A 17126-nucleotide genomic window follows, 5' to 3' on the forward strand; every position below is an offset into this window, starting at 1 on the left:
GCGGTATGGTCCTCCTTTATGTTCATGTCATCTGGACCGTGCGTGGGCGGGAAGCGTTGCTGAGCAAGCCGGTGAGACGGGTCATGTTGGCGCATCTGCAAAAGGAGGGAGAGGAGAAGGGATTGAAGGTGCTGGCCGCGGGTGGAGCGGATGATCATATCCATTGTTTATTGCAACTGATGCCCTCGCAGAACCTGGCGCAGGTGAACCGGAGTATCCGCGTATTGACGGCGGACTGGCTGAATGAGGCGAAGCTGCTCGCGACGGAGTTTGCGTGGGAGGAGGAGTATTTTGCCTATTCGGTGAGTCCGAGCGGGGTGCGGCAGGTGGTGGATTTCATCGGGAAGCAGGAAGAGTATCATTTGACGAAATCGCTGGATCATGAACTTGACCGGTTTAAAGAGTCTATCTCATGAATAAATTGCAGTACAAGTTTAGCGGCGGCAAGACGACGACCTACTATTTCGACGCAGATTTTTCCTATTTGGAGAAGTTGGCGGGAAAAGAGAATGCGGTAATCATCACGGACGAACATCTTTTTTCGGCGCAGCCAAAGCGGTTTGGAGGATGGAATACCATTGTCATCAACGCCGGGGAGCAATTCAAGGTGCAGGCGACGGTGGATTCGATCATCGGGCAGCTGATCGGGCTGGGTGCGGACCGGAAGACGGTGCTGGTCGGTGTGGGTGGCGGCGTGGTGACGGATCTGACGGGGTATGTGGCGGCGATCTATATGCGAGGGTTGTCGTTCGGCTTTGTGCCGACCTCGATCCTGGCGATGGTGGACGCCTCGATCGGCGGGAAGAACGGCATCGATGTGGACGTCTATAAGAATATGGTCGGGACGATCCGGCAGCCTTCTTTTTTGCTGTATGATTACAGCCTGCTGAAGTCGTTGCCGAAAGAGGAATGGGTGAATGGGTTTGCGGAGATCATCAAACATGCGGCGATCAGGGATGCATCGCTGTTCCGGGAGTTGGAGAAGAACAAGCTGACGACGTATCAGCGGGACAAGGCTTTGCTGGCGAAGCTGATCCGGCGGAATGTGGTCATCAAGTCGGATGTTGTGGCGGCGGATGAGTTTGAGCAGGGGGAGCGGAGGCTGCTGAATTTTGGCCATACGCTGGGCCATGCGATCGAAAATGTATATGAGCTGTCGCACGGGCAGGCTATTTCCATCGGGATGGTGGTTGCGAGTATGATCTCGGAGGAGTTCGCTTCCTTCAAGGAGACGGACCGGGTGATCGAGGTGTTGAAGCGGTATGGCCTGCCGACGCTGGCCGAGTTCGATCCGAAGGAGGTGATGGATGTGTTGCGGATGGATAAGAAGAAGGTGCGGGATACGATGAATTATGTGATGCTTAATAAGATCGGGCAAGGGGTTGTGAAGGCCATCCCGCTCGTGGAATTGGAAAAACTGTTACAGTCAATAATAACTGCCCGATGATCACCACTATTCAACCTTCTTTGTTATCGGGGACTATTTTGGCGCCGGCGTCCAAGAGCAGCATGCAGCGGGCTTGTGCGGCGGCGTTGTTGCGGATGGGTGAGACGGTGATCCGTCACCCGGGACATTCGAATGATGATAAGGCGGCGTTGGGGGTCATCCGGGATCTGGGGGCTGAAGTGAGTGAATTGCCGGATGGGTCGCTCCGGGTGAGGAGCAGGGGTGTGGAGCCGGCGGGCGGATTGGAAGTGAATTGTGGGGAGAGCGGGCTCGGCTTGAGGATGTTTGCACCGATCATCGCGCTTAGCGACAAGACCATAAAAGTGAAGGGAGAGGGCAGCCTGGTCCGGCGACCGATGGATTTTTTTGACGAGGTCTTTCCGCAACTGGGTGTCCGGGTGGTATCGAATGGCGGGAAACTGCCGTTGGTGATCCAGGGACCGCTGCAGCCACGGAATATAGAGATCGATGGGTCGCTCAGTTCGCAGTTTCTTACCGGGTTGTTGTTTGCGTACGCGGCGGCGGGTGCGGGGAAAGGAGATGTCGCGATCCGGGTGAGGGACCTCAAGAGCAAGCCATATATCGATCTGACCCTGGCGGTGATGAAGCATTTTGGCTGGGATGTGGAGCATAGGAACTATGAAGAGTTTCTTTTTCCGGCGGAGCGCCGGGCGGGGCAGAGGGAATATACCGTGGAAGGGGATTGGAGTGGCGGCGCCTTTTTGCTTGTGGCGGGGGCTGTTGCGGGACCGATCACGGTGCGTGGGTTGGATGAGTGGTCGACGCAGGCGGATAAGGCGATTCTGCAGGCCTTGTGTGATTGTGGGGCGACTGTGGAGATCAAGGAGACGGAGATGGTGATTGGGCCGGCTGGGACGGGGCTGCACGCTTTTTCTTTTGATGCGACGGATTGTCCCGATCTGTTTCCTCCGCTAGTGGCGTTGGCCGCCTTTTGCCAGGGGGTGACGACGATCAAAGGGGTGAGCCGGCTTGCGCATAAAGAAAGCGATCGCGGGCTGACCCTGCAGCAGGAGTTTGGGAAGATGGGAGTGGGGATCGAGCTGGACGGAGATGTTATGCGTGTGAAGGGTGGGGAGGTTGTTCGCGGCGTGAAGGTTCATTCGCGGCATGATCACCGGATCGCGATGGCCTGTGCGGTTGCGGCTTTGAGGGCGGATGGACCGGTGATCATTGAAGATGCCGAGGCGATCGAGAAATCGTATCCGGATTTTTACAGGGATATCCAAACCTTAGGTGCGAACGTAAACATACAATCATGAACAGTTTTGGCCGGCTATTCCGGGTCCATATCTTCGGCGAATCGCATGGGGAAAGCGTGGGGGTCAATATCGACGGTTGCCCGGCGGGTCTGTCCTTGCCGCTGGAGGACTTTTTGCCGGACCTGGAGCGGCGGAAGGGGGGGATGCAGAAGGGGACGACGCCGCGGAAGGAGGATGATGTGCCCATTTTCAGGAGCGGGCTTTTTAATGAAACGAGCACGGGATCGCCTATTACGATCCTTTTCGAGAATAAGAATACGCGGAGTGGGGATTATGAGAAGCAGCGGGCGGTGCCCAGGCCGGGTCATGCGGATTTCGTTGCGCACACGAAGTTTGGCGGTTTTGAGGATTACCGGGGCGGCGGACCTTTTTCTGCCCGGTTGACAGTGGGGCTGGTTGCGGCGGGGGTTATCGCGAAGAAAATATTGCGGGCCGGCGTTCCCGGCGGAGACCTGCGGATCGAATCGACCATCCTGGAGATCGGGGGCGAAAGCGACCTCGACAAGGGGTTGCAGAAGGCCATCGATGCAAAGGACTCGATCGGCGGGATCATCGAATGCCGGGTGAAGGGTTTGCCGATCGGGCTTGGAGAGCCTTTTTGGGATTCGGTGGAATCGTTGCTGGCGCATGCCGTCTTTGCGATCCCGGCGGTGAAGGGGGTGGAATTTGGGTCTGGGTTTGCGGCGGCGCGGATGTTTGGTAGCGAGCACAATGATGCTATTGAAGATATGCAGGGGCGTACCCGGACGAATCATGCGGGCGGGATCGTCGGGGGGATCACCAATGGGAATGAGCTGGTTTTCCGGATCGCGATAAAGCCTACTTCGTCCACACCCAAGGAACAGCAGACGCTGAACTGGGAAACGGGTCAGCAGGAGAGCTTTTCGGTCAAGGGGCGTCATGATCTTTGTGTCGCCTTGCGCGCTCCGGTGATCGTGGAGGCGGTTACGGCGCTGGTTTTGGCTGATCTGTGGTTGCTGGAACAGCGGACTCCCCGAGTGGTAATCAAAAAATAGCGGTTTGCACTTAGAAATGTTCGTCTGTTGTATTATATTGAGCGATATATGAATTATCGAACGCGAAGCGTCCTTTTCCTTTTCCCGGTGTTTTCGATGATCATTTTGATGGCCTGCCGCGAGGGCGGTAAGACAACGGGAAACGATAAGGACAACGTGAAAACCCCAACTCAAGCCGACGAACATTCAGGAACCGACCTGAAGTCTCTTCTCCAGTATGCTGCCGCCAATGGCGATAAGCTGAATGATTCCACCCTGCTGGGATACCGGAAACTGGTTGACAGCCTCTACGAAACCGGCGGATACAATCCTATCTGGAGTGCCAGGCAGCGATGGCTGCCGGCGGGTGACAGCCTGCTCACGTTTATCGAAGGCGCTCAAACCTATGGGCTTTTTCCATCGGATTATCATTTTGGCCCGCTGTCTTTCTTCCGGCGGATCGTTCGGGAAGACACCCTTGCGCGAAAGAACGCTGCGATCTGGAACCGGGCAGATATCCTGTTGACCGATGCTTTTTTCACGCTGGTGAAAGATCTGCGGCATGGGCGGCTTGACTATGACAGCGTTACGTTGCGGAAGGACAGTGTGCTGCCGGATAGTTTTTATGTCCGGACGCTGGCCACGGCCCGTCAATTCGGGGTCCGGGGCGCTCTTGACAGTCTTGAGCCGCGGATCCCGGGGTACGATTCGCTGAAGGCTTATCTGCCCGAATTCCTGGCCAATGCCCATTTCCGGAAGCTGACCTGGCTGGATTATCCCTTTAAGGATTCGACGGTGTTCTATACTGCACTTACCAGGCGGTTGCAAGAGGTCGGATATATCGACAGCAGCGTGACCCGGGCCGATACGGCCATGCTGGCGGCGGCCTTACGGAGATACCAGGAAACCAATAAATTAAAAGTCACGGGCAGGGCTTCGCAGGAAACGGTGACGATGATGAATAATTCCGACTGGGAGAAATTCAAGCGGATCGCGATCAATTTGGACCGGTATAAGCTGTTACCCGATACCCTGCCGAAGACCTATGTCTGGGTCGATCTGCCGGGCTTTTACCTGCAGGTGCATGATGCCGATACGATCGCGTTGGAGTCGAAGGTAATCGTCGGGGCGCCGAAGACGCGGACCCCGTTGCTGACCAGCGAGATCTCCAATTTTGTGACGTATCCCCAATGGACGGTCCCCAATAGTATCATTTTTAAGGAGATGTTGCCGGCGATCAAGCGGAATGTGGACTACCTGAGGAAGCAGAACCTCATGGTTGTCGATGATAACGACAGCGTGCGGGACCCGTTGACGATCAACTGGAAGCGGTTGAGCAAGAATAATTTCCCCTACCAGCTGAAGCAGCGGCAGGGTGATGATAATTCGCTTGGGGTCATGAAGTTTAACTTCAAGAATAAATACGATGTGTATCTCCATGACACGAATGTCCGCTGGATGTTCGACAACAAGTTCCGTGCGGTGAGCCATGGGTGTGTGCGGGTGCAGCAGTGGCGGAAGTTGTCGGCTTTCCTGATAAGGAATGATACGATGCGGTATCATCCCGATACGTTGAAGAACTGGATCGTGCGTCAGGAGAAGCATACGGTCTGGGGTTTTGCGCATGTGCCGATTTATCTGCGGTATTTTACGGCGGAGGGGAAGAAGGGGAAGATTGCGTTTTACGATGACATTTATGGGGAGGACCGGGTGGCGAGGAACAAATACTTTGCTTCGAAGCCAATATTTTGAGTATTTTTAGGTTAATGATGGGTCCTTCGGGCCGTCAATCCAATTATGAAAACCCGATTACTCGCCTATCTATTATTGCCTGTGGCGGTCTATGCCCGCGACGAGAGGCCTATTCGGGACTCCATTCCTCCAGGCGCCAAAAAAAGTCATCATCACAAGCCGGTTGCTTCGACGGTTCAATATGGCGTTGCCAGTTTTTACGCGGACAAGTTTGAAGGTCGGAAGACCTATACGGATGAGATCTTTTCACAGGAGAAGTTCACCGGGGCCAGTAATACGCTTCCCATGCATACCTGGGTGCGGGTGACCAATCTTCGAAATCACCGGACGGTGGTCGTTCGGATCAACGACAAGATGCATCCGCGGAACAAGCGGCTTATCGATCTGAGCCGGGCGGCGGCTGCGCGGTTGGGATATGCCGGCCGGGGCCTTACGCGGGTGCGGATCGATGTGCTGGGTAAGGAAAGGCCGCCGGACGCCGAGGAAGAGATGGCGGTCCGGCAGCCCGGGCAGGATTAAATTAATGCTTCATTTTCTTGAAAACACTGATGTCCCCGCTAGTCGACACATGCAGGAGCCAGTCTGTTTTGGGGCCGGCTACGGTGACGTAGTAGCTGAGGCCGTCGTTCACATCGGTATATTCGATGGCGGCGGTAATGACCCCGTTGGGATAACTTTTTTCCAGATTCAGCTGAACATTTACGGGCAGATTGTTCTTACCTATGGTCCGGGCGGTGGCCAGGGGGTTGCCTTGCAGGTCGTAGAATGCCTGTAGTTGCAGGCCGTTCCAGATAAAATCCACTTCTGTGAATTGTCCCTTAACTTTGTAATTCACTTCGGTTGCCTGGGGGAACTGGCGGCGGAAATGGTTGATGCCGTTGAATGAGGGTTCCTCGTGGCGGGAAAGCGGATTTGCGTGGGCGCCGATGACTGTTATAAAAAGTATAACGGCGATGGATAAACGTTTGCAAACGAGGCTAATGGGCCTGTTATGGTGTTTGCGAATCTTCGATTTCATTACTTTGACTTTGATTGTTTGGTGTTTTAACTGTTTCGATCTTTCCTGGTAGCTAGCTGTACTTTATAAGACTAACGGGATGCCAAAAATGTTACAGGGTGTAAGGGGTTGATTGTGAGTGGCATTAACGTTTTTATCACATTTGAAACTGTTCGCTTCCGGACGGTTTGTTGTTCGGTTGTAACACATAGGCACATTAAAAATCTAAAAAACACATATTATGAACGCAAGCATTGGCATCACACCGGCAAATCTTCAGGCGGTTGCAGCGCAATTGAGCAAATTACTGGCAGACGAGTTCCTTCTTTATACCAAGACGCGGAATGCGCATTGGAATGTGGAAGGCCCGGACTTTCACTCCATGCATATCTTTTTCGAACAGCAGTATGAGGCGCTGGACGAAACGATGGACAGTGTTGCGGAGCGGATCCGTCAGCTGGGACATTATGCGCCTGCTACGCTGCAGAGTTTTCTTTCGCTTACTCATCTGACGGAGAAGCTGGGTGAACGGAATGACAGCCTTGGTTTTATCAAGGAGCTTTTGACGGATCATGAGAACATCATCATTTTCCTCAGGGAGAATATCAACAAGTTCGCCAATGATTATGGGGATGCGGGGACGAGTGATTTTATCACGGGGTTAATGGAGGAGCATGAGAAGATGGCGTGGATGCTAAGGGCGCATCTGACGAAGGTGAAATAAATGGGAACGCCCCGGGTCTGAGGTCCCTGGGGCGTTTTGTTATTCCTTGTCTTTTTTACCAAAGAGTCTTTTGAAGAAGCCTTTCTTTTTGGGTGGCTCCTGGGGCTTTTTGTCGGCGTCGGTGACGGTGATGCGGACGGAGCCCTCCTTGCTGGTGCGATTGGCTTCCTGGAGGATCTTCTGTTCTTCGGGCGAGAGCCTGGAGTCTACGGGGACGGTGGGTGGGCTGGTGTCGATGTATTGGTTGGGTTTGCCGTTACCCTGGTTGCCGCCTTCGGCGCCGGGGGGAGCCGTCTTTTCGATCTGCATGTAGTCATACATCATTTCCTTGCGGACGTTCTCGGGCTGGATGAATTTGGCCTGGCGATCGATGCCGAGGGTGCGGTCGGCGAGGACTTTTGCGAAGAAGTATTCCCAGATGGGTCTTGCGGCCTGTGCGCCGTAGCCGAGGCCGCCTTCGAGATGGATGAAGCGGTCGTCGCAGCCGATCCAGGAACCTGCCATCAACTGGGGGGTATAGCCCATGAACCAGGCGTCGGCGTTATCGTTGGTGGTGCCGGTCTTGCCGCCCATTTCGGAGATGCCGAGGCGGGTGCGGAGACCGGCGGCTGTGCCGAAGTCGACCGGGCCCTGCATCATGCGGGCCATGGTATAGGCCGTGCCCTGGCTGATGACCTCCTTGCGTTCGGTGTCGAAGCGGTCGAGGACGTTCCCGTTCTTGTCCTCGATGCGGGAGATATAAAAAGGTTTGGTGCTGTAGCCGCCGCTGGGGAACATGGTGTATCCCCACATCATTTCATACAGTGAGAGATCGCAGGTGCCGAGGGCCATGGAAGGATAGGGGTCAATCTTTGTGGGGATGCCGATCTGCTTTATGTATTCGGCGAAGCGTTTGGGCCCCACCGTCTTCATAATGTATGCGGCCACTCCATTTATAGACCAGGCGAGGCCGGAGGCCATTGTCATGGTGCCGCCTTCGTGCTTGTCGGGACGGGCGGGGACGTAGCCAAACCCGGGGAAATACTGCTGGCTGGTCTGGCATTCGGTCTCGGGTGTGAAGTTGAAGTCTTCGATGCCGAGGCTGTAGAGGAAGGGTTTTATCGAGCTGCCTACCTGACGCTTGGTATTGATGTTGACGTGATCGAATTTGTAGGTCTTGAAGTCGATACCGCCGACCCAGGCTTTTACGGCGCCGGTGACGGGATCCATGACCATGAAGGCCGTCTGCAGCATCGACTGGTGATATTTGATCGAGTCGAGCGGGGTCATTACCGTATCCTTTTCGCGTTTGCTGTTCCAGGCGAAGACCTTCATCGGGACGGGTTGATTGAAGGTCTTGCGGATCGCCGCATCGGTGAGACCGTCGTCCTCGAGGTTGTGCCAGCGGTCGCTGTTGCGCATGGCGGCTTCGAGGATGTTCTGGTGGTCTTTCCAGATCAGGCCTTTGCGGACATCGTACTGCGCGCTGAGGTTGCGTTGCAGGATGGGCAACTGTTTGGCCACCGCTTCATCGGCATAGATCTGCATGCGGGGGTTGATGGTGGTATAGACCTTGAGTCCGTCGGTGTACAGGTTATAGGGTTCGCCGGTGGCGGGATTTTTGTGGAGCTTGCACCATTTTTGGAGGTCGGAGCGGAGCACGTCCCTGAAATAGGGGGAGAGCCCATTGTTCTCATCCACCTTTTTATAGTTACTGAGATCGATGGGTTTTGTCTTGAGCTTTGCGGCCTCGGCTTCGTTCAGGTATTTGTTCTTGACCATCTGGTTGATGACGGTATTGCGTCGTTCGATGGCCATTTTGGGATTCTTGCGCGGATTGTACAGGGTGTTGCCTTTGAGCATCCCGATGAGAACGGCGGCTTCGTCGACGGAAAGCCGGTCGGGTTCCTTCTGGAAGAAGGTGCGGGAAGCGTTGCGGATGCCGTAGACGTTGTCGCCGAAGGGGACTTCATTGAGATAAAGGGCGAGGAGTTCCTGCTTGGTGAAGTTGCGTTCGAGTTTGATGGCGATGATCCATTCCTTCAGCTTTTCGATGAACCGGCGGACGAAATTCCGGGAGCCCTGGTCGAGGAGGTTCTTTGCGAGCTGTTGGGTGATGGTGCTGCCGCCGCCGTCCCTGCCGAGCTTCAGAACAGCGCGCATGACGGAAAAGCCGTCGATCCCGGAGTGTTCGTAGAAGCGTTCGTCTTCCGTGGCTACGAGGGCGTTGACGACGTTTGGCGAGATGTCCTTGAATTCTACGTTGCTGCGATTGCCTTTGTCCTTATAATATTTCCCCATGGGGGTGCCGTCTTCCGCGAAGACCTCGGTAGCGAGGGTGATGGAAGGATTCTCCAGTTCTTTGAGGGAGGGCAGGGAGCCGAAAACGCCCAGGTTGATGAGGATCAAAAAGAGGATAAACCCTCCTAATCCATAAAAGAACACTTTCCAGAAAATACGGACGAGTTTGGACGACATATTGGAATTTGTTGTAATAAATCTCGCCGGCGCCTGCGGCGCCGAGCTTCGCAAGGTACTAGAAAATTCCGGGATAGGCGGCCTGCAGGAACTTCCGGTAGGCGTCCATATTCTTATTGTTCAGCAGCAACCCGAGGTTGGAATTGGAGATGATCAGGAAGCTGTATTTTCCGGCGGGCAGCCAGGGTACGATCTCTCTTGGGGCCAGCGCTTTCATATTCTTCATGTAATCCAGGGCTTCGTTCGCGCCTGCAAACTTGCTGATGATCATCAACTTCAACGAATCGTTGAGCGAGGCATTCTCGGTCTTGTAGAACTTGCTGTAGAACATTTCGGTGTTGTAGCGGCTGAATGCATTAGCGGCTTCCGAAACGTATACGGGGTCCACTTTATCCATGACCATGACGACCGAATGGGTCTGGTCTGGGGTGAGGGTGAATGCCGAGTTGAGGTTATGCAATTTTGCGGCCAACCGGATGCTGTCGTCCTGTAATTTCCTGACGGCGGCGGCGATGGAGTCCGTCTTACGTTTCAGGATGGCGGCTTGCAGGGAGTCGGCGCTGGCTTTCAGCATGGCCTCGTGCAGGGAATCCTGCAGGTGGTGGAGGTTGGCCAGGCGGCCGGCGTCCATATTGATCTTGTTCAGGCTGGCGGTGTCGGCTTTGAGCTTGTCGCCGGGGGCGGCAACGGCGGGTTTGTTACCTGGGATATTTTTGATCAGCAGGTTGGAGTCGTTGCGTACCAGCCGGGGGCGGCGATTGGCCGCATTTTGGGCTGCGGTGTCCACCTGGGACGCTACGGCGACCGTATCGTCGTCAACGGCGCGGGTAACCTGCAGGCGGGTGAGGTAATCTTCGATCTGCCTGCGGCGGTTGAGCACATCCAGCAGGGTCGTCGCCTTTGCGGCCATCGGGGTCCTGGGCCATTTGGTCGTGATGCCGGTGAGCACGGTCCGGGCCTGGGCGTCCTGGCGGGAACGGATGAAATAGACGGATTCGATATAGAGCAGCTGCGGGGTCCAGTATTTGTCGCCATAGAGGCTGTCGGCCACCCGTTTCTCTTCGATGGCCTGTTCGAAGCGGCCTTCGATAAAGTCATTATAGACCTTCTCGTATTGCTGGGTGGCTTTTGTTTTGACGCTGTTGGCGCCGTTGTCGACGGAATCGGGATTGTTGAGACGGCGGGTGAAGGCGCTTTTCGGGAATTGCCGGTCGAGGAGCGCGAGGATGCGCCGGGCATTCTCTTCATCGCCCAGTTTCTTATAGCAATAGTAGAGGTTGAACAGGGTCTCCTCCCCGCGGCGGGTCTCGGGGAACTTATTCAGCAGGCTGTCGTAGGAGTTGATCGCGTAAGGGTAATCGGCTATCCCATCCTGGTAGGTGCGGCCGAGAGCGAAGAGCGCGCCCTCGATGGAGTCCATCGACCGTTTCATTTTGTCCGGCGTCAGGGGAAGGTTTGCCAGCAGGGACTTGAAGTCCACGGTATTGGTGGCCGAGGCTATGCGGGCGGCGCTGTCCGACAGATCGGGGGTGGTCCTGTTACCGGGGCGGGCGCCGATGTTGTTCCTGGCGAGAGCCGCGACCTGCCAGTTATCGACGTTGGGGCGGTTCCCCCATTTTGTTTTGAAGTCGGAATAACCTTTTGCCTTGAGTCCGGCGTTATCGAAGTACCAGTCGGTGGCGTTGCCGCCGGCGGCGAAGAGGTCGGGAACGGCGTTATTCTTTGTCAGCGGCGAATTATTGAAGGAGTTGCTGTCGGCCTCGTCCCGGAGTCCCTGCTGTCGGCGGAGTGTCCGGACCATTTTACGGATGTAGGCATCGCGTTGGGCTTGTGGTAAGGCTGCGATGCGCTGGAGGCTGTCCTGGCGATCGATGATATCCAGCTGGCGGACGAGCGTCGCCAGGGCAGCCTTGCGATCGGTCAACGAGCTGAGGTCGCCCAGGGTGGCCAGATCGGCCTGGGTAAGGGTAAGGCTGTCGTAAAAGCGTTTTGCGCTGCGGTAGTCCTTTTCTTCGAACGAGAGATTGGCCAGTTGCAGGAAGGCCTTGTTTCGCTGGTTGTTGGTGGAGCCGACCGAGTATTTTATACATTGGCGCAGGTCGGCCACGGCGCCGGGTTTGTTGTTCCTTTCGAGCTCCATCTGCGCCGCGGTGAACCAGATGATGTCGCGGTAAGTATCGTAGCGGTCGCGGTGGGCCATCTTTTCGAGGGCTGCGATATTGCGCGCGATATAATTCTCACTGCTGTCCCTGGTTTGGCGGATGGCGTTCAGGCGGGCATAGATCTCCAGGATGGGGTTATAGGTGCGCTTGACGGCGCGTTCGTAGAACGTTTTTGCATGATAGCTGTCGCCTGTCTTTTCATACAGCTGCCCGATGAGGTATTCCCAGCGGGCGGTCTCTTCGCGGTCTTCGGCGGCCGGCAGGGCTTTTTCGAGGTAGATGGCGGCGCTGTCGTCAATATTCTGCCGGTAGAACCAGAGGGCCCGTAGTTCCTGCAGGCTGGGTTCGAGGCGGGGCGGGAACAGCGGGTCATGGAGCAACACCTCGATGAGGCCGGCGGCCTGGGCGAATTCATCCCTGGCGATATAGGTGCGGGTCTTCCAGATCAGCGCGTCGTTGCGGCTTGGGGGAAGGGAAAAGACCTTCTGGCCGATGTTGGGATGTTCCCGGGTGGCGACCTTGTCGGCGCTGGTTCCTTCTTCTTTGTTGTAGTTGCTGCCGATGGGCTGATCATTACCCTCTTTGTCCTTTGGGGCGAAGGCCCAGTTGACGAACTGGAAGGTGATGAAGGCAGAGTCGAAGTCCTTTTTATAGTAATAGGTCCTGCCGATGAGGAGGTAGAGATTGTCGACCCAGTCGGACCGGGTATCATGGATGAGGATGCCCATGGTACATTTATAGATAATGGAATCCAGCTCCCGTTTCTGGGCGGCGGTGGCGTCGAGGCTGTAATTGTAGAAGGGGAGGAGCCGGGTGTAATCGTCCTTGAAGGAGGCTTTGGCCCGGGCGAGGATCATTTTTATCTTCTCGTTGGAGTTGAAGTAGTAGTTGTAGTGGGTGATGGTGTTTTGGATGAAGCGGCGGGCCTTTTTGATCTTTTTGCCGTCGTTGGAGGTTTCGGAGGCCAGGGTGCGGTTTTCGAATTTCTTTGGTTTGGTTAGGGTATAGTCAACACCGTCCTGGGCCCGGAGAGCCAGGTTACAACACGCCAATACCCCTAACAGCAAAATCTTACGATAAGCCAAGATGATGAAATTGAGAAACCGGTCCGCAATTAATGCCAATAACTCTTTTTAAGGAAATTTATTTTGTTATCTTTATCGGACCTGCCGGTCCGGTAGGGCATAGATTGTACCAATTAATCCAATATGGCTAAATTTGATGCCAATTCCACTCTGAAGCGCCTCCAAAACCGCTACCGCCTGGTAGTTATGAACGACGACACGTATGAGGAGGTGGTTACCTTTAAGTTATCGCGGCTCAGTGTATACACGGTTCTGTGCACGATTTTTGTATTGTTGACCGGGCTTACGGTCGCGCTGATCGTATTTACCCCATTGAAGCTATATATCCCCGGGTATGGAGATGTGAGCAATACCAAGGACTTGCGTGAACTAAAAATAAGGACAGATTCGTTAGAGCAGGAGGTGAGGTATAAGGATCAGTACCTGGAGAGTATCCGCAATGTGTTGCAGGGGAATACGACGGTGAAGCTGGACACGACGACGTTGAAGATCCCGAAACCTGAGAAAATAAATGACTAAAATCCATATTTATGTTTAACGGAAAGAACAAATCTGAAACTTTTGAAGTGGGTGGCGGCGAGAAAGCCACCGGCAGCACGAGCGCCAGCCTGATCGGCGCGGGAACCACCATGAAGGGGGATATCACCAGCAGCGGCGATCTGCGGATCGATGGGACCCTGGTGGGGAATATCCACTGTACTGCCAAGGTCGTGATCGGCGCAAATGGGAATGTCCAGGGGGATATCCATGGTCAGACGGCGGATATCATGGGCAAGGTAACTGGAACGATCAAGGTGAAGGACTTGCTTCAACTGAAGGGCGGCAGCGCGGTTAACGGCAATCTTGAGGCCGGAAAGCTGCAGATCGAGCCCACGGCCAATTTCAATGGCGCTTGTCAAATGGTCTCGGCACCTGCGAGTGCGAGCACCTCCCCCTCAAAATCTTCCCAGGAGGTAAAGCGGGATTACAAAAACGTTGAGGTTGCCCCCGCCTGATGAGGGTGGAGGGGCTAACGAGCGCCGATCCGATGACCGGCGCAGGGAATTGCTGCGTTGGGCAGGATTGTCCTCCGAAGTTGTTGCTTCGGTAGGGATATCCGTGTACCTGGGGGTAAGGGGGGATAGATGGCTGAAGCCAACTTTTCCAATCCTGTCCTGGTTATTACCTTTGCTGGTAATAGTGGTCCTGCTGATCAACCTGATCAGGGCGGGCTCGAAAAAGAAAAATGGAAAATAAAGCCGGAAACAAGTCCTTTCTGCCCATCGGGGTCGTATTTGTGGTCTTCACTCTTTTTGTTGTGGTAGCCCGGCCGTTCCTGGCGGAGAACCGGGTAGACTACCGGGTCCTGTTGGGGGGCAATATCCTCCTTTTCGGGGTGACGGCGGTTAGTTTTTATTTGTATACCAAAGCTTTGCGCAATAATAACCCACATGCGTTCGTCCGGATGATGTATGGGAGCCTGCTGGTGAAGATGTTCGCCTGTTTGGTAGCCACGCTGATGTATGCCTGGGTGGCGGGCCCGGCGGTGAGCCGCAATGCGATCTTTGGCTGTTTTGGCCTGTATGTTGTCTACACCTGGCTTGAAGTGAAGATACTCATGCAGTTGAGTAAGAAATCCCCAAAAAATGTCTAAGAAAGAAGCTCCGCTTGATTACCTGCGCCGATGGATCCCCGGGGATGCCGCGCCGTTGATCCTGGAGTATCTGAACCATTATAATGTCCATCTGACCATCACCCGGGAGCGGAAGAGTGTGCTGGGGGATTACCGGCATGCTACGCGCGCGAGCAACCACCGGATCAGCGTCAATGGGAACCTGAATTCCTATTCTTTCCTGATCACGCTTATCCATGAGCTGGCGCACCTGGAGACGTTCATGGAGTGGGGGAATGGGGTCAATTCACATGGGAAGGAGTGGAAGGGGATCTACCGGAAGATGCTGGAGGAGTTCATCCGGCTTGCGGTCTTTCCGACCGATATTCTGAGCGCACTTAAGAAAAGCCTGCATAATCTCCCGGCGAGCAGCTGTGCCGACGAGAATTTGATGCGGGTGCTGAAGAAATATGATGAGAATCCCGGTGATCTTGTGTTGGTGGAGCAGATCCCGGAGGGGGCCTGTTTCAGTCTCGAGGATAAGCGCATATTCCGGAAGGGAAAAAAATTGAGAAAAAGATATCAATGCACCGAGCTATCCACGGGAAAATTGTATCTTTTCAGTCCAATCTATGAGGTCAAACCGGCCTCTTAGGATTCTGCGGTTCGAAACTTTCCCCTGAGCCCCTGGTCAATGCCCGTTTTTGATTCAATCCCATGAATTACAGGTCATCCGTGGCTAAAGGTGGAACCTTGCCTGGCAAATATGCCTGGCGAGCGTTCACTTTTTGCGGATTTGCTATACTAGCTCAACAGGGCGACGGCACCATAGAACAGGGCGATGGTGACGATGATGATGCCGATAAACGGCTTGTCTGCGTTCTTCATGATCAAAACTTTTCTGGTAGGGTAATCGGGCCTGCGGCCCTCTGGGGATAACGCGGGTGGTAGGGGCAATAGTGTGTCTATCCAAACATATTGTGCGAGCGATGCCCAAGGCCATCGGGATGCGCTAATGTCTGGCCTTCGGCCAACGGACCTCCGGTCCGTTTCAGGCAGTAATAGATCGCCGCTTTGTCGGGGGTTTTGGCCAGGCGCCGGAAGCCGGCTTTTTCCAGGAGTAGTGCCCTGGGGTCGGCGGGTGTTACGTAGTTGATCCGGGTGATGATGCGGCGGATGGACCGGTAGCCGAGCAGGGCGGCGATGACGGTCCGCAGGGCCATGCTATTGAGGTGATCGTCGGGGGAGGCGTAGAAGCAATAGATGCCGATGGTGCCGGGTTGGGAAAGGCAATCGGGGGCGAGGTCCATTTGGACGGGCGGGTGTACTTCGAGCAGGAAGAGGAGGCGATCGTGATAAAATACCAGATAGGCGCCAAAGGCCTCGTGTGTCTCCATACTGTCATAAATCTCCCATAATCCTTCATCGGGATACAACTGGGCGCGGGCGCCATAGAATTCGTGGCGGAAGAGTTCGCGAATAATGCTCCTGTCCGTGTCTTTGCAGACGGGCCGGAGGATAAGGTCTCCCCTGATCAGAGATGAGGTGATGGACAGCATGGCGATGTGGGCTACGCATCGGGGCCTTAAAGATGGACTAAGTCTTAACCAGAAGAGGAAGTGGAATAAGTAAGTAGCGCGAAGATGGGCATAATTTGATATGACGGAAAAATAACACGCGATTAAACGCGCCTCCTGTTGAATAAATTGTAATAAAATATAAGGGTTAACCTGTAACTGGACCTATAGATCAGAGTAGGACGCCGGGTGGAGGAAGACAATATCGATATGCGAGACATTGTGTTGGTATTGCGGGTCGGCCACCAATTTCTTCCAAACGGAGTCTGCGCCGAAGTCCTTCCAGTGTTGTTCGCGGGAGGGCATATCCTCGAAGCTGGTCATGTACATGAGGTTGGGCATGTGGGCGCCCGATAGAACGCTGGCATAAAAGACCGCATGGAAGCCGAGGCGGTCGAAGAGCGGGATCTCACCACCGGCATTGAACATCTGCACCTTGTTCTCGAAATATTTCTCGGTCGGGCCTTCATAGCTGCGAAGCTCATAGATGCGGTTGGCGGGTGCGCCTTTCAGGGAGCCGGGCGCGGCGTGGTGCGGCATATCGGGGAAGGCCTGCAGGAGGATGGATTCGATGCGGATATAGGGCGGGTTGTCGTGCGGGGCATTTACATAGTCGGCGCCATCGGAGAGGTAGCGTGCGTCTTTATTCAGCGTGGCGGGGAGGCCGGTATATTGTTCGAGGGTTTTCAGGGGGATGAGGACATAGATGCGGCGGACGGCTGCGGTATCGTTGCCGACGGGCTTGAATACGCCGATATCGGCGATACCCTGGCGGTGGAGGGCCGGCAGGAGGGCGGATTGCAGGTATTTATCGACCCTTGCTTCCTGTTCCGCGTTCTTCAACGAATAAATGCGGATGGAATAGAATTCCTGTTTGGCGGCGGCCGGCACGGAGGTTGCGGTTGCCCGAAGAAAGGGCAGCAGGGCTATGATGATTAGGAGGTTTTTCATTATCGAAATATTTAATATTTTAGTTGTCAACCTTTTAACGACCATAAATGTAGAATAGGGGAGGCACTTTAACAAAAACTTGAGCGGGCCGGAGGGGTAAATATTGGA

Annotated in this window: 16 protein-coding genes; 11 read left to right on the forward strand and 5 right to left on the reverse strand. The window is 54.7% G+C overall.

The window, feature by feature from the left end; genetic code table 11:
* The first annotated feature begins 5 nt into the window (after nt 1-5).
* The 6 genes from VHE34_RS11500 to VHE34_RS11525 are packed head-to-tail and all read left to right on the forward strand — an operon-like array spanning nt 6 to nt 5993.
* Nucleotides 6-416, forward strand: coding sequence for a transposase (locus VHE34_RS11500; protein WP_325587925.1), 411 nt, complete (start codon nt 6-8; stop codon nt 414-416).
* Nucleotides 413-1447 (forward strand): 3-dehydroquinate synthase, encoded by a 1035-nt coding sequence (gene aroB / locus VHE34_RS11505; protein WP_325587926.1) that lies wholly within the window; start codon nt 413-415, stop codon nt 1445-1447. Before VHE34_RS11500 ends, aroB begins: the two co-directional genes overlap by 4 nt.
* Nucleotides 1444-2727 (forward strand): 3-phosphoshikimate 1-carboxyvinyltransferase, encoded by a 1284-nt coding sequence (gene aroA / locus VHE34_RS11510; protein ID WP_325587927.1) that lies wholly within the window; start codon nt 1444-1446, stop codon nt 2725-2727. The genes aroB and aroA overlap by 4 nt, the downstream gene beginning before the upstream one ends.
* The gene (locus VHE34_RS11515) at nt 2724-3743 is read left to right on the forward strand and encodes a chorismate synthase (protein ID WP_325587929.1); all 1020 of its coding nucleotides are present in this window, start codon (nt 2724-2726) and stop codon (nt 3741-3743) included. Before aroA ends, VHE34_RS11515 begins: the two co-directional genes overlap by 4 nt.
* Nucleotides 3744-3791: 48 nt before the next feature.
* Nucleotides 3792-5474, forward strand: coding sequence for a L,D-transpeptidase family protein (locus tag VHE34_RS11520; protein ID WP_325587931.1), 1683 nt, complete (start codon nt 3792-3794; stop codon nt 5472-5474).
* A 45-nt stretch (nt 5475-5519) separates the two neighbouring features.
* Nucleotides 5520-5993 (forward strand): septal ring lytic transglycosylase RlpA family protein, encoded by a 474-nt coding sequence (locus tag VHE34_RS11525; RefSeq protein ID WP_325587933.1) that lies wholly within the window; start codon nt 5520-5522, stop codon nt 5991-5993.
* Nucleotide 5994: 1 nt separating this feature from the next.
* Here VHE34_RS11525 and VHE34_RS11530 read toward each other — a convergent pair whose 3' ends face one another.
* Nucleotides 5995-6492, reverse strand: a complete 498-nt coding sequence (locus VHE34_RS11530; RefSeq protein WP_325587935.1) for a hypothetical protein — start codon at nt 6490-6492, stop codon at nt 5995-5997.
* 220 nt (nt 6493-6712) lie between these two features.
* Here VHE34_RS11530 and VHE34_RS11535 point away from each other — a divergent pair, with 220 nt between their 5' ends.
* Nucleotides 6713-7195, forward strand: a complete 483-nt coding sequence (locus VHE34_RS11535; RefSeq protein WP_325587937.1) for a DNA starvation/stationary phase protection protein — start codon at nt 6713-6715, stop codon at nt 7193-7195.
* 39 nt (nt 7196-7234) lie between these two features.
* On the opposite strand, the gene VHE34_RS11540 is transcribed toward VHE34_RS11535, so the two are convergent.
* Together VHE34_RS11540 and VHE34_RS11545 are read right to left on the reverse strand one after the other, a co-directional pair.
* Complete coding sequence (locus tag VHE34_RS11540; RefSeq protein ID WP_325587939.1) at nt 7235-9652, reverse strand: penicillin-binding protein 1A; 2418 nt, start codon at nt 9650-9652, stop codon at nt 7235-7237.
* A gap of 58 nt (nt 9653-9710) precedes the next feature.
* Nucleotides 9711-12899, reverse strand: coding sequence for a tetratricopeptide repeat protein (locus tag VHE34_RS11545; protein WP_325587941.1), 3189 nt, complete (start codon nt 12897-12899; stop codon nt 9711-9713).
* 123 nt (nt 12900-13022) lie between these two features.
* On the opposite strand from VHE34_RS11545, the gene VHE34_RS11550 reads away from it, so the two are divergent.
* From VHE34_RS11550 to VHE34_RS11565, 4 genes are all read left to right on the forward strand, one after another.
* On the forward strand, nt 13023-13418 hold the full coding sequence (locus VHE34_RS11550; protein WP_325587943.1) for a hypothetical protein: 396 nt from the start codon (nt 13023-13025) through the stop codon (nt 13416-13418).
* A gap of 11 nt (nt 13419-13429) precedes the next feature.
* A complete protein-coding gene (locus tag VHE34_RS11555; RefSeq protein ID WP_325587945.1) occupies nt 13430-13894 on the forward strand; it encodes a polymer-forming cytoskeletal protein in 465 nt (154 codons plus the stop codon).
* 230 nt (nt 13895-14124) lie between these two features.
* Nucleotides 14125-14532, forward strand: a complete 408-nt coding sequence (locus VHE34_RS11560; protein ID WP_325587947.1) for a hypothetical protein — start codon at nt 14125-14127, stop codon at nt 14530-14532.
* The gene (locus VHE34_RS11565) at nt 14525-15145 is read left to right on the forward strand and encodes a SprT-like domain-containing protein (protein ID WP_325587949.1); all 621 of its coding nucleotides are present in this window, start codon (nt 14525-14527) and stop codon (nt 15143-15145) included. Before VHE34_RS11560 ends, VHE34_RS11565 begins: the two co-directional genes overlap by 8 nt.
* Before the next feature lie 310 nt (nt 15146-15455).
* Here the strand turns inward: VHE34_RS11565 and VHE34_RS11570 are convergent, their stop codons facing one another.
* Both VHE34_RS11570 and VHE34_RS11575 read right to left on the reverse strand, forming a co-directional pair.
* Nucleotides 15456-16049: a hypothetical protein gene (locus VHE34_RS11570; RefSeq protein ID WP_325587951.1), complete on the reverse strand. Its 594-nt coding sequence runs from the start codon at nt 16047-16049 to the stop codon at nt 15456-15458.
* A gap of 183 nt (nt 16050-16232) precedes the next feature.
* Entirely contained in the window at nt 16233-17018 is a 786-nt protein-coding gene (locus VHE34_RS11575) for an NIPSNAP family protein (RefSeq protein WP_325587953.1), read from the reverse strand.
* Nucleotides 17019-17126: the final 108 nt, after the last annotated feature.

Origin of the sequence: Puia sp. (genome assembly GCF_035546395.1) — a bacterium.
Classification (GTDB): Bacteria; Bacteroidota; Bacteroidia; order Chitinophagales; family Chitinophagaceae; genus Puia.

Excerpts from the sequence above, each read along its gene's own strand:
- VHE34_RS11535 (WP_325587937.1), top strand. The coding sequence starts at position 6,713 with ATGAACGCAAGCATTGGCATCACACCGGCAAATCTTCAGGCGGTTGCA.
- VHE34_RS11525 (WP_325587933.1), top strand. The coding sequence starts at position 5,520 with ATGAAAACCCGATTACTCGCCTATCTATTATTGCCTGTGGCGGTCTAT.
- VHE34_RS11500 (WP_325587925.1), top strand. The coding sequence starts at position 6 with ATGGTCCTCCTTTATGTTCATGTCATCTGGACCGTGCGTGGGCGGGAA.
- VHE34_RS11570 (WP_325587951.1), bottom strand. The coding sequence starts at position 16,049 with ATGCTGTCCATCACCTCATCTCTGATCAGGGGAGACCTTATCCTCCGG.
- VHE34_RS11520 (WP_325587931.1), top strand. The coding sequence starts at position 3,792 with ATGAATTATCGAACGCGAAGCGTCCTTTTCCTTTTCCCGGTGTTTTCG.
- VHE34_RS11565 (WP_325587949.1), top strand. The coding sequence starts at position 14,525 with ATGTCTAAGAAAGAAGCTCCGCTTGATTACCTGCGCCGATGGATCCCC.
- VHE34_RS11575 (WP_325587953.1), bottom strand. The coding sequence starts at position 17,018 with ATGAAAAACCTCCTAATCATCATAGCCCTGCTGCCCTTTCTTCGGGCA.
- VHE34_RS11550 (WP_325587943.1), top strand. The coding sequence starts at position 13,023 with ATGGCTAAATTTGATGCCAATTCCACTCTGAAGCGCCTCCAAAACCGC.
- VHE34_RS11540 (WP_325587939.1), bottom strand. The coding sequence starts at position 9,652 with ATGTCGTCCAAACTCGTCCGTATTTTCTGGAAAGTGTTCTTTTATGGA.
- aroB (WP_325587926.1), top strand. The coding sequence starts at position 413 with ATGAATAAATTGCAGTACAAGTTTAGCGGCGGCAAGACGACGACCTAC.
- VHE34_RS11555 (WP_325587945.1), top strand. The coding sequence starts at position 13,430 with ATGTTTAACGGAAAGAACAAATCTGAAACTTTTGAAGTGGGTGGCGGC.
- VHE34_RS11515 (WP_325587929.1), top strand. The coding sequence starts at position 2,724 with ATGAACAGTTTTGGCCGGCTATTCCGGGTCCATATCTTCGGCGAATCG.
- aroA (WP_325587927.1), top strand. The coding sequence starts at position 1,444 with ATGATCACCACTATTCAACCTTCTTTGTTATCGGGGACTATTTTGGCG.
- VHE34_RS11560 (WP_325587947.1), top strand. The coding sequence starts at position 14,125 with ATGGAAAATAAAGCCGGAAACAAGTCCTTTCTGCCCATCGGGGTCGTA.
- VHE34_RS11530 (WP_325587935.1), bottom strand. The coding sequence starts at position 6,492 with ATGAAATCGAAGATTCGCAAACACCATAACAGGCCCATTAGCCTCGTT.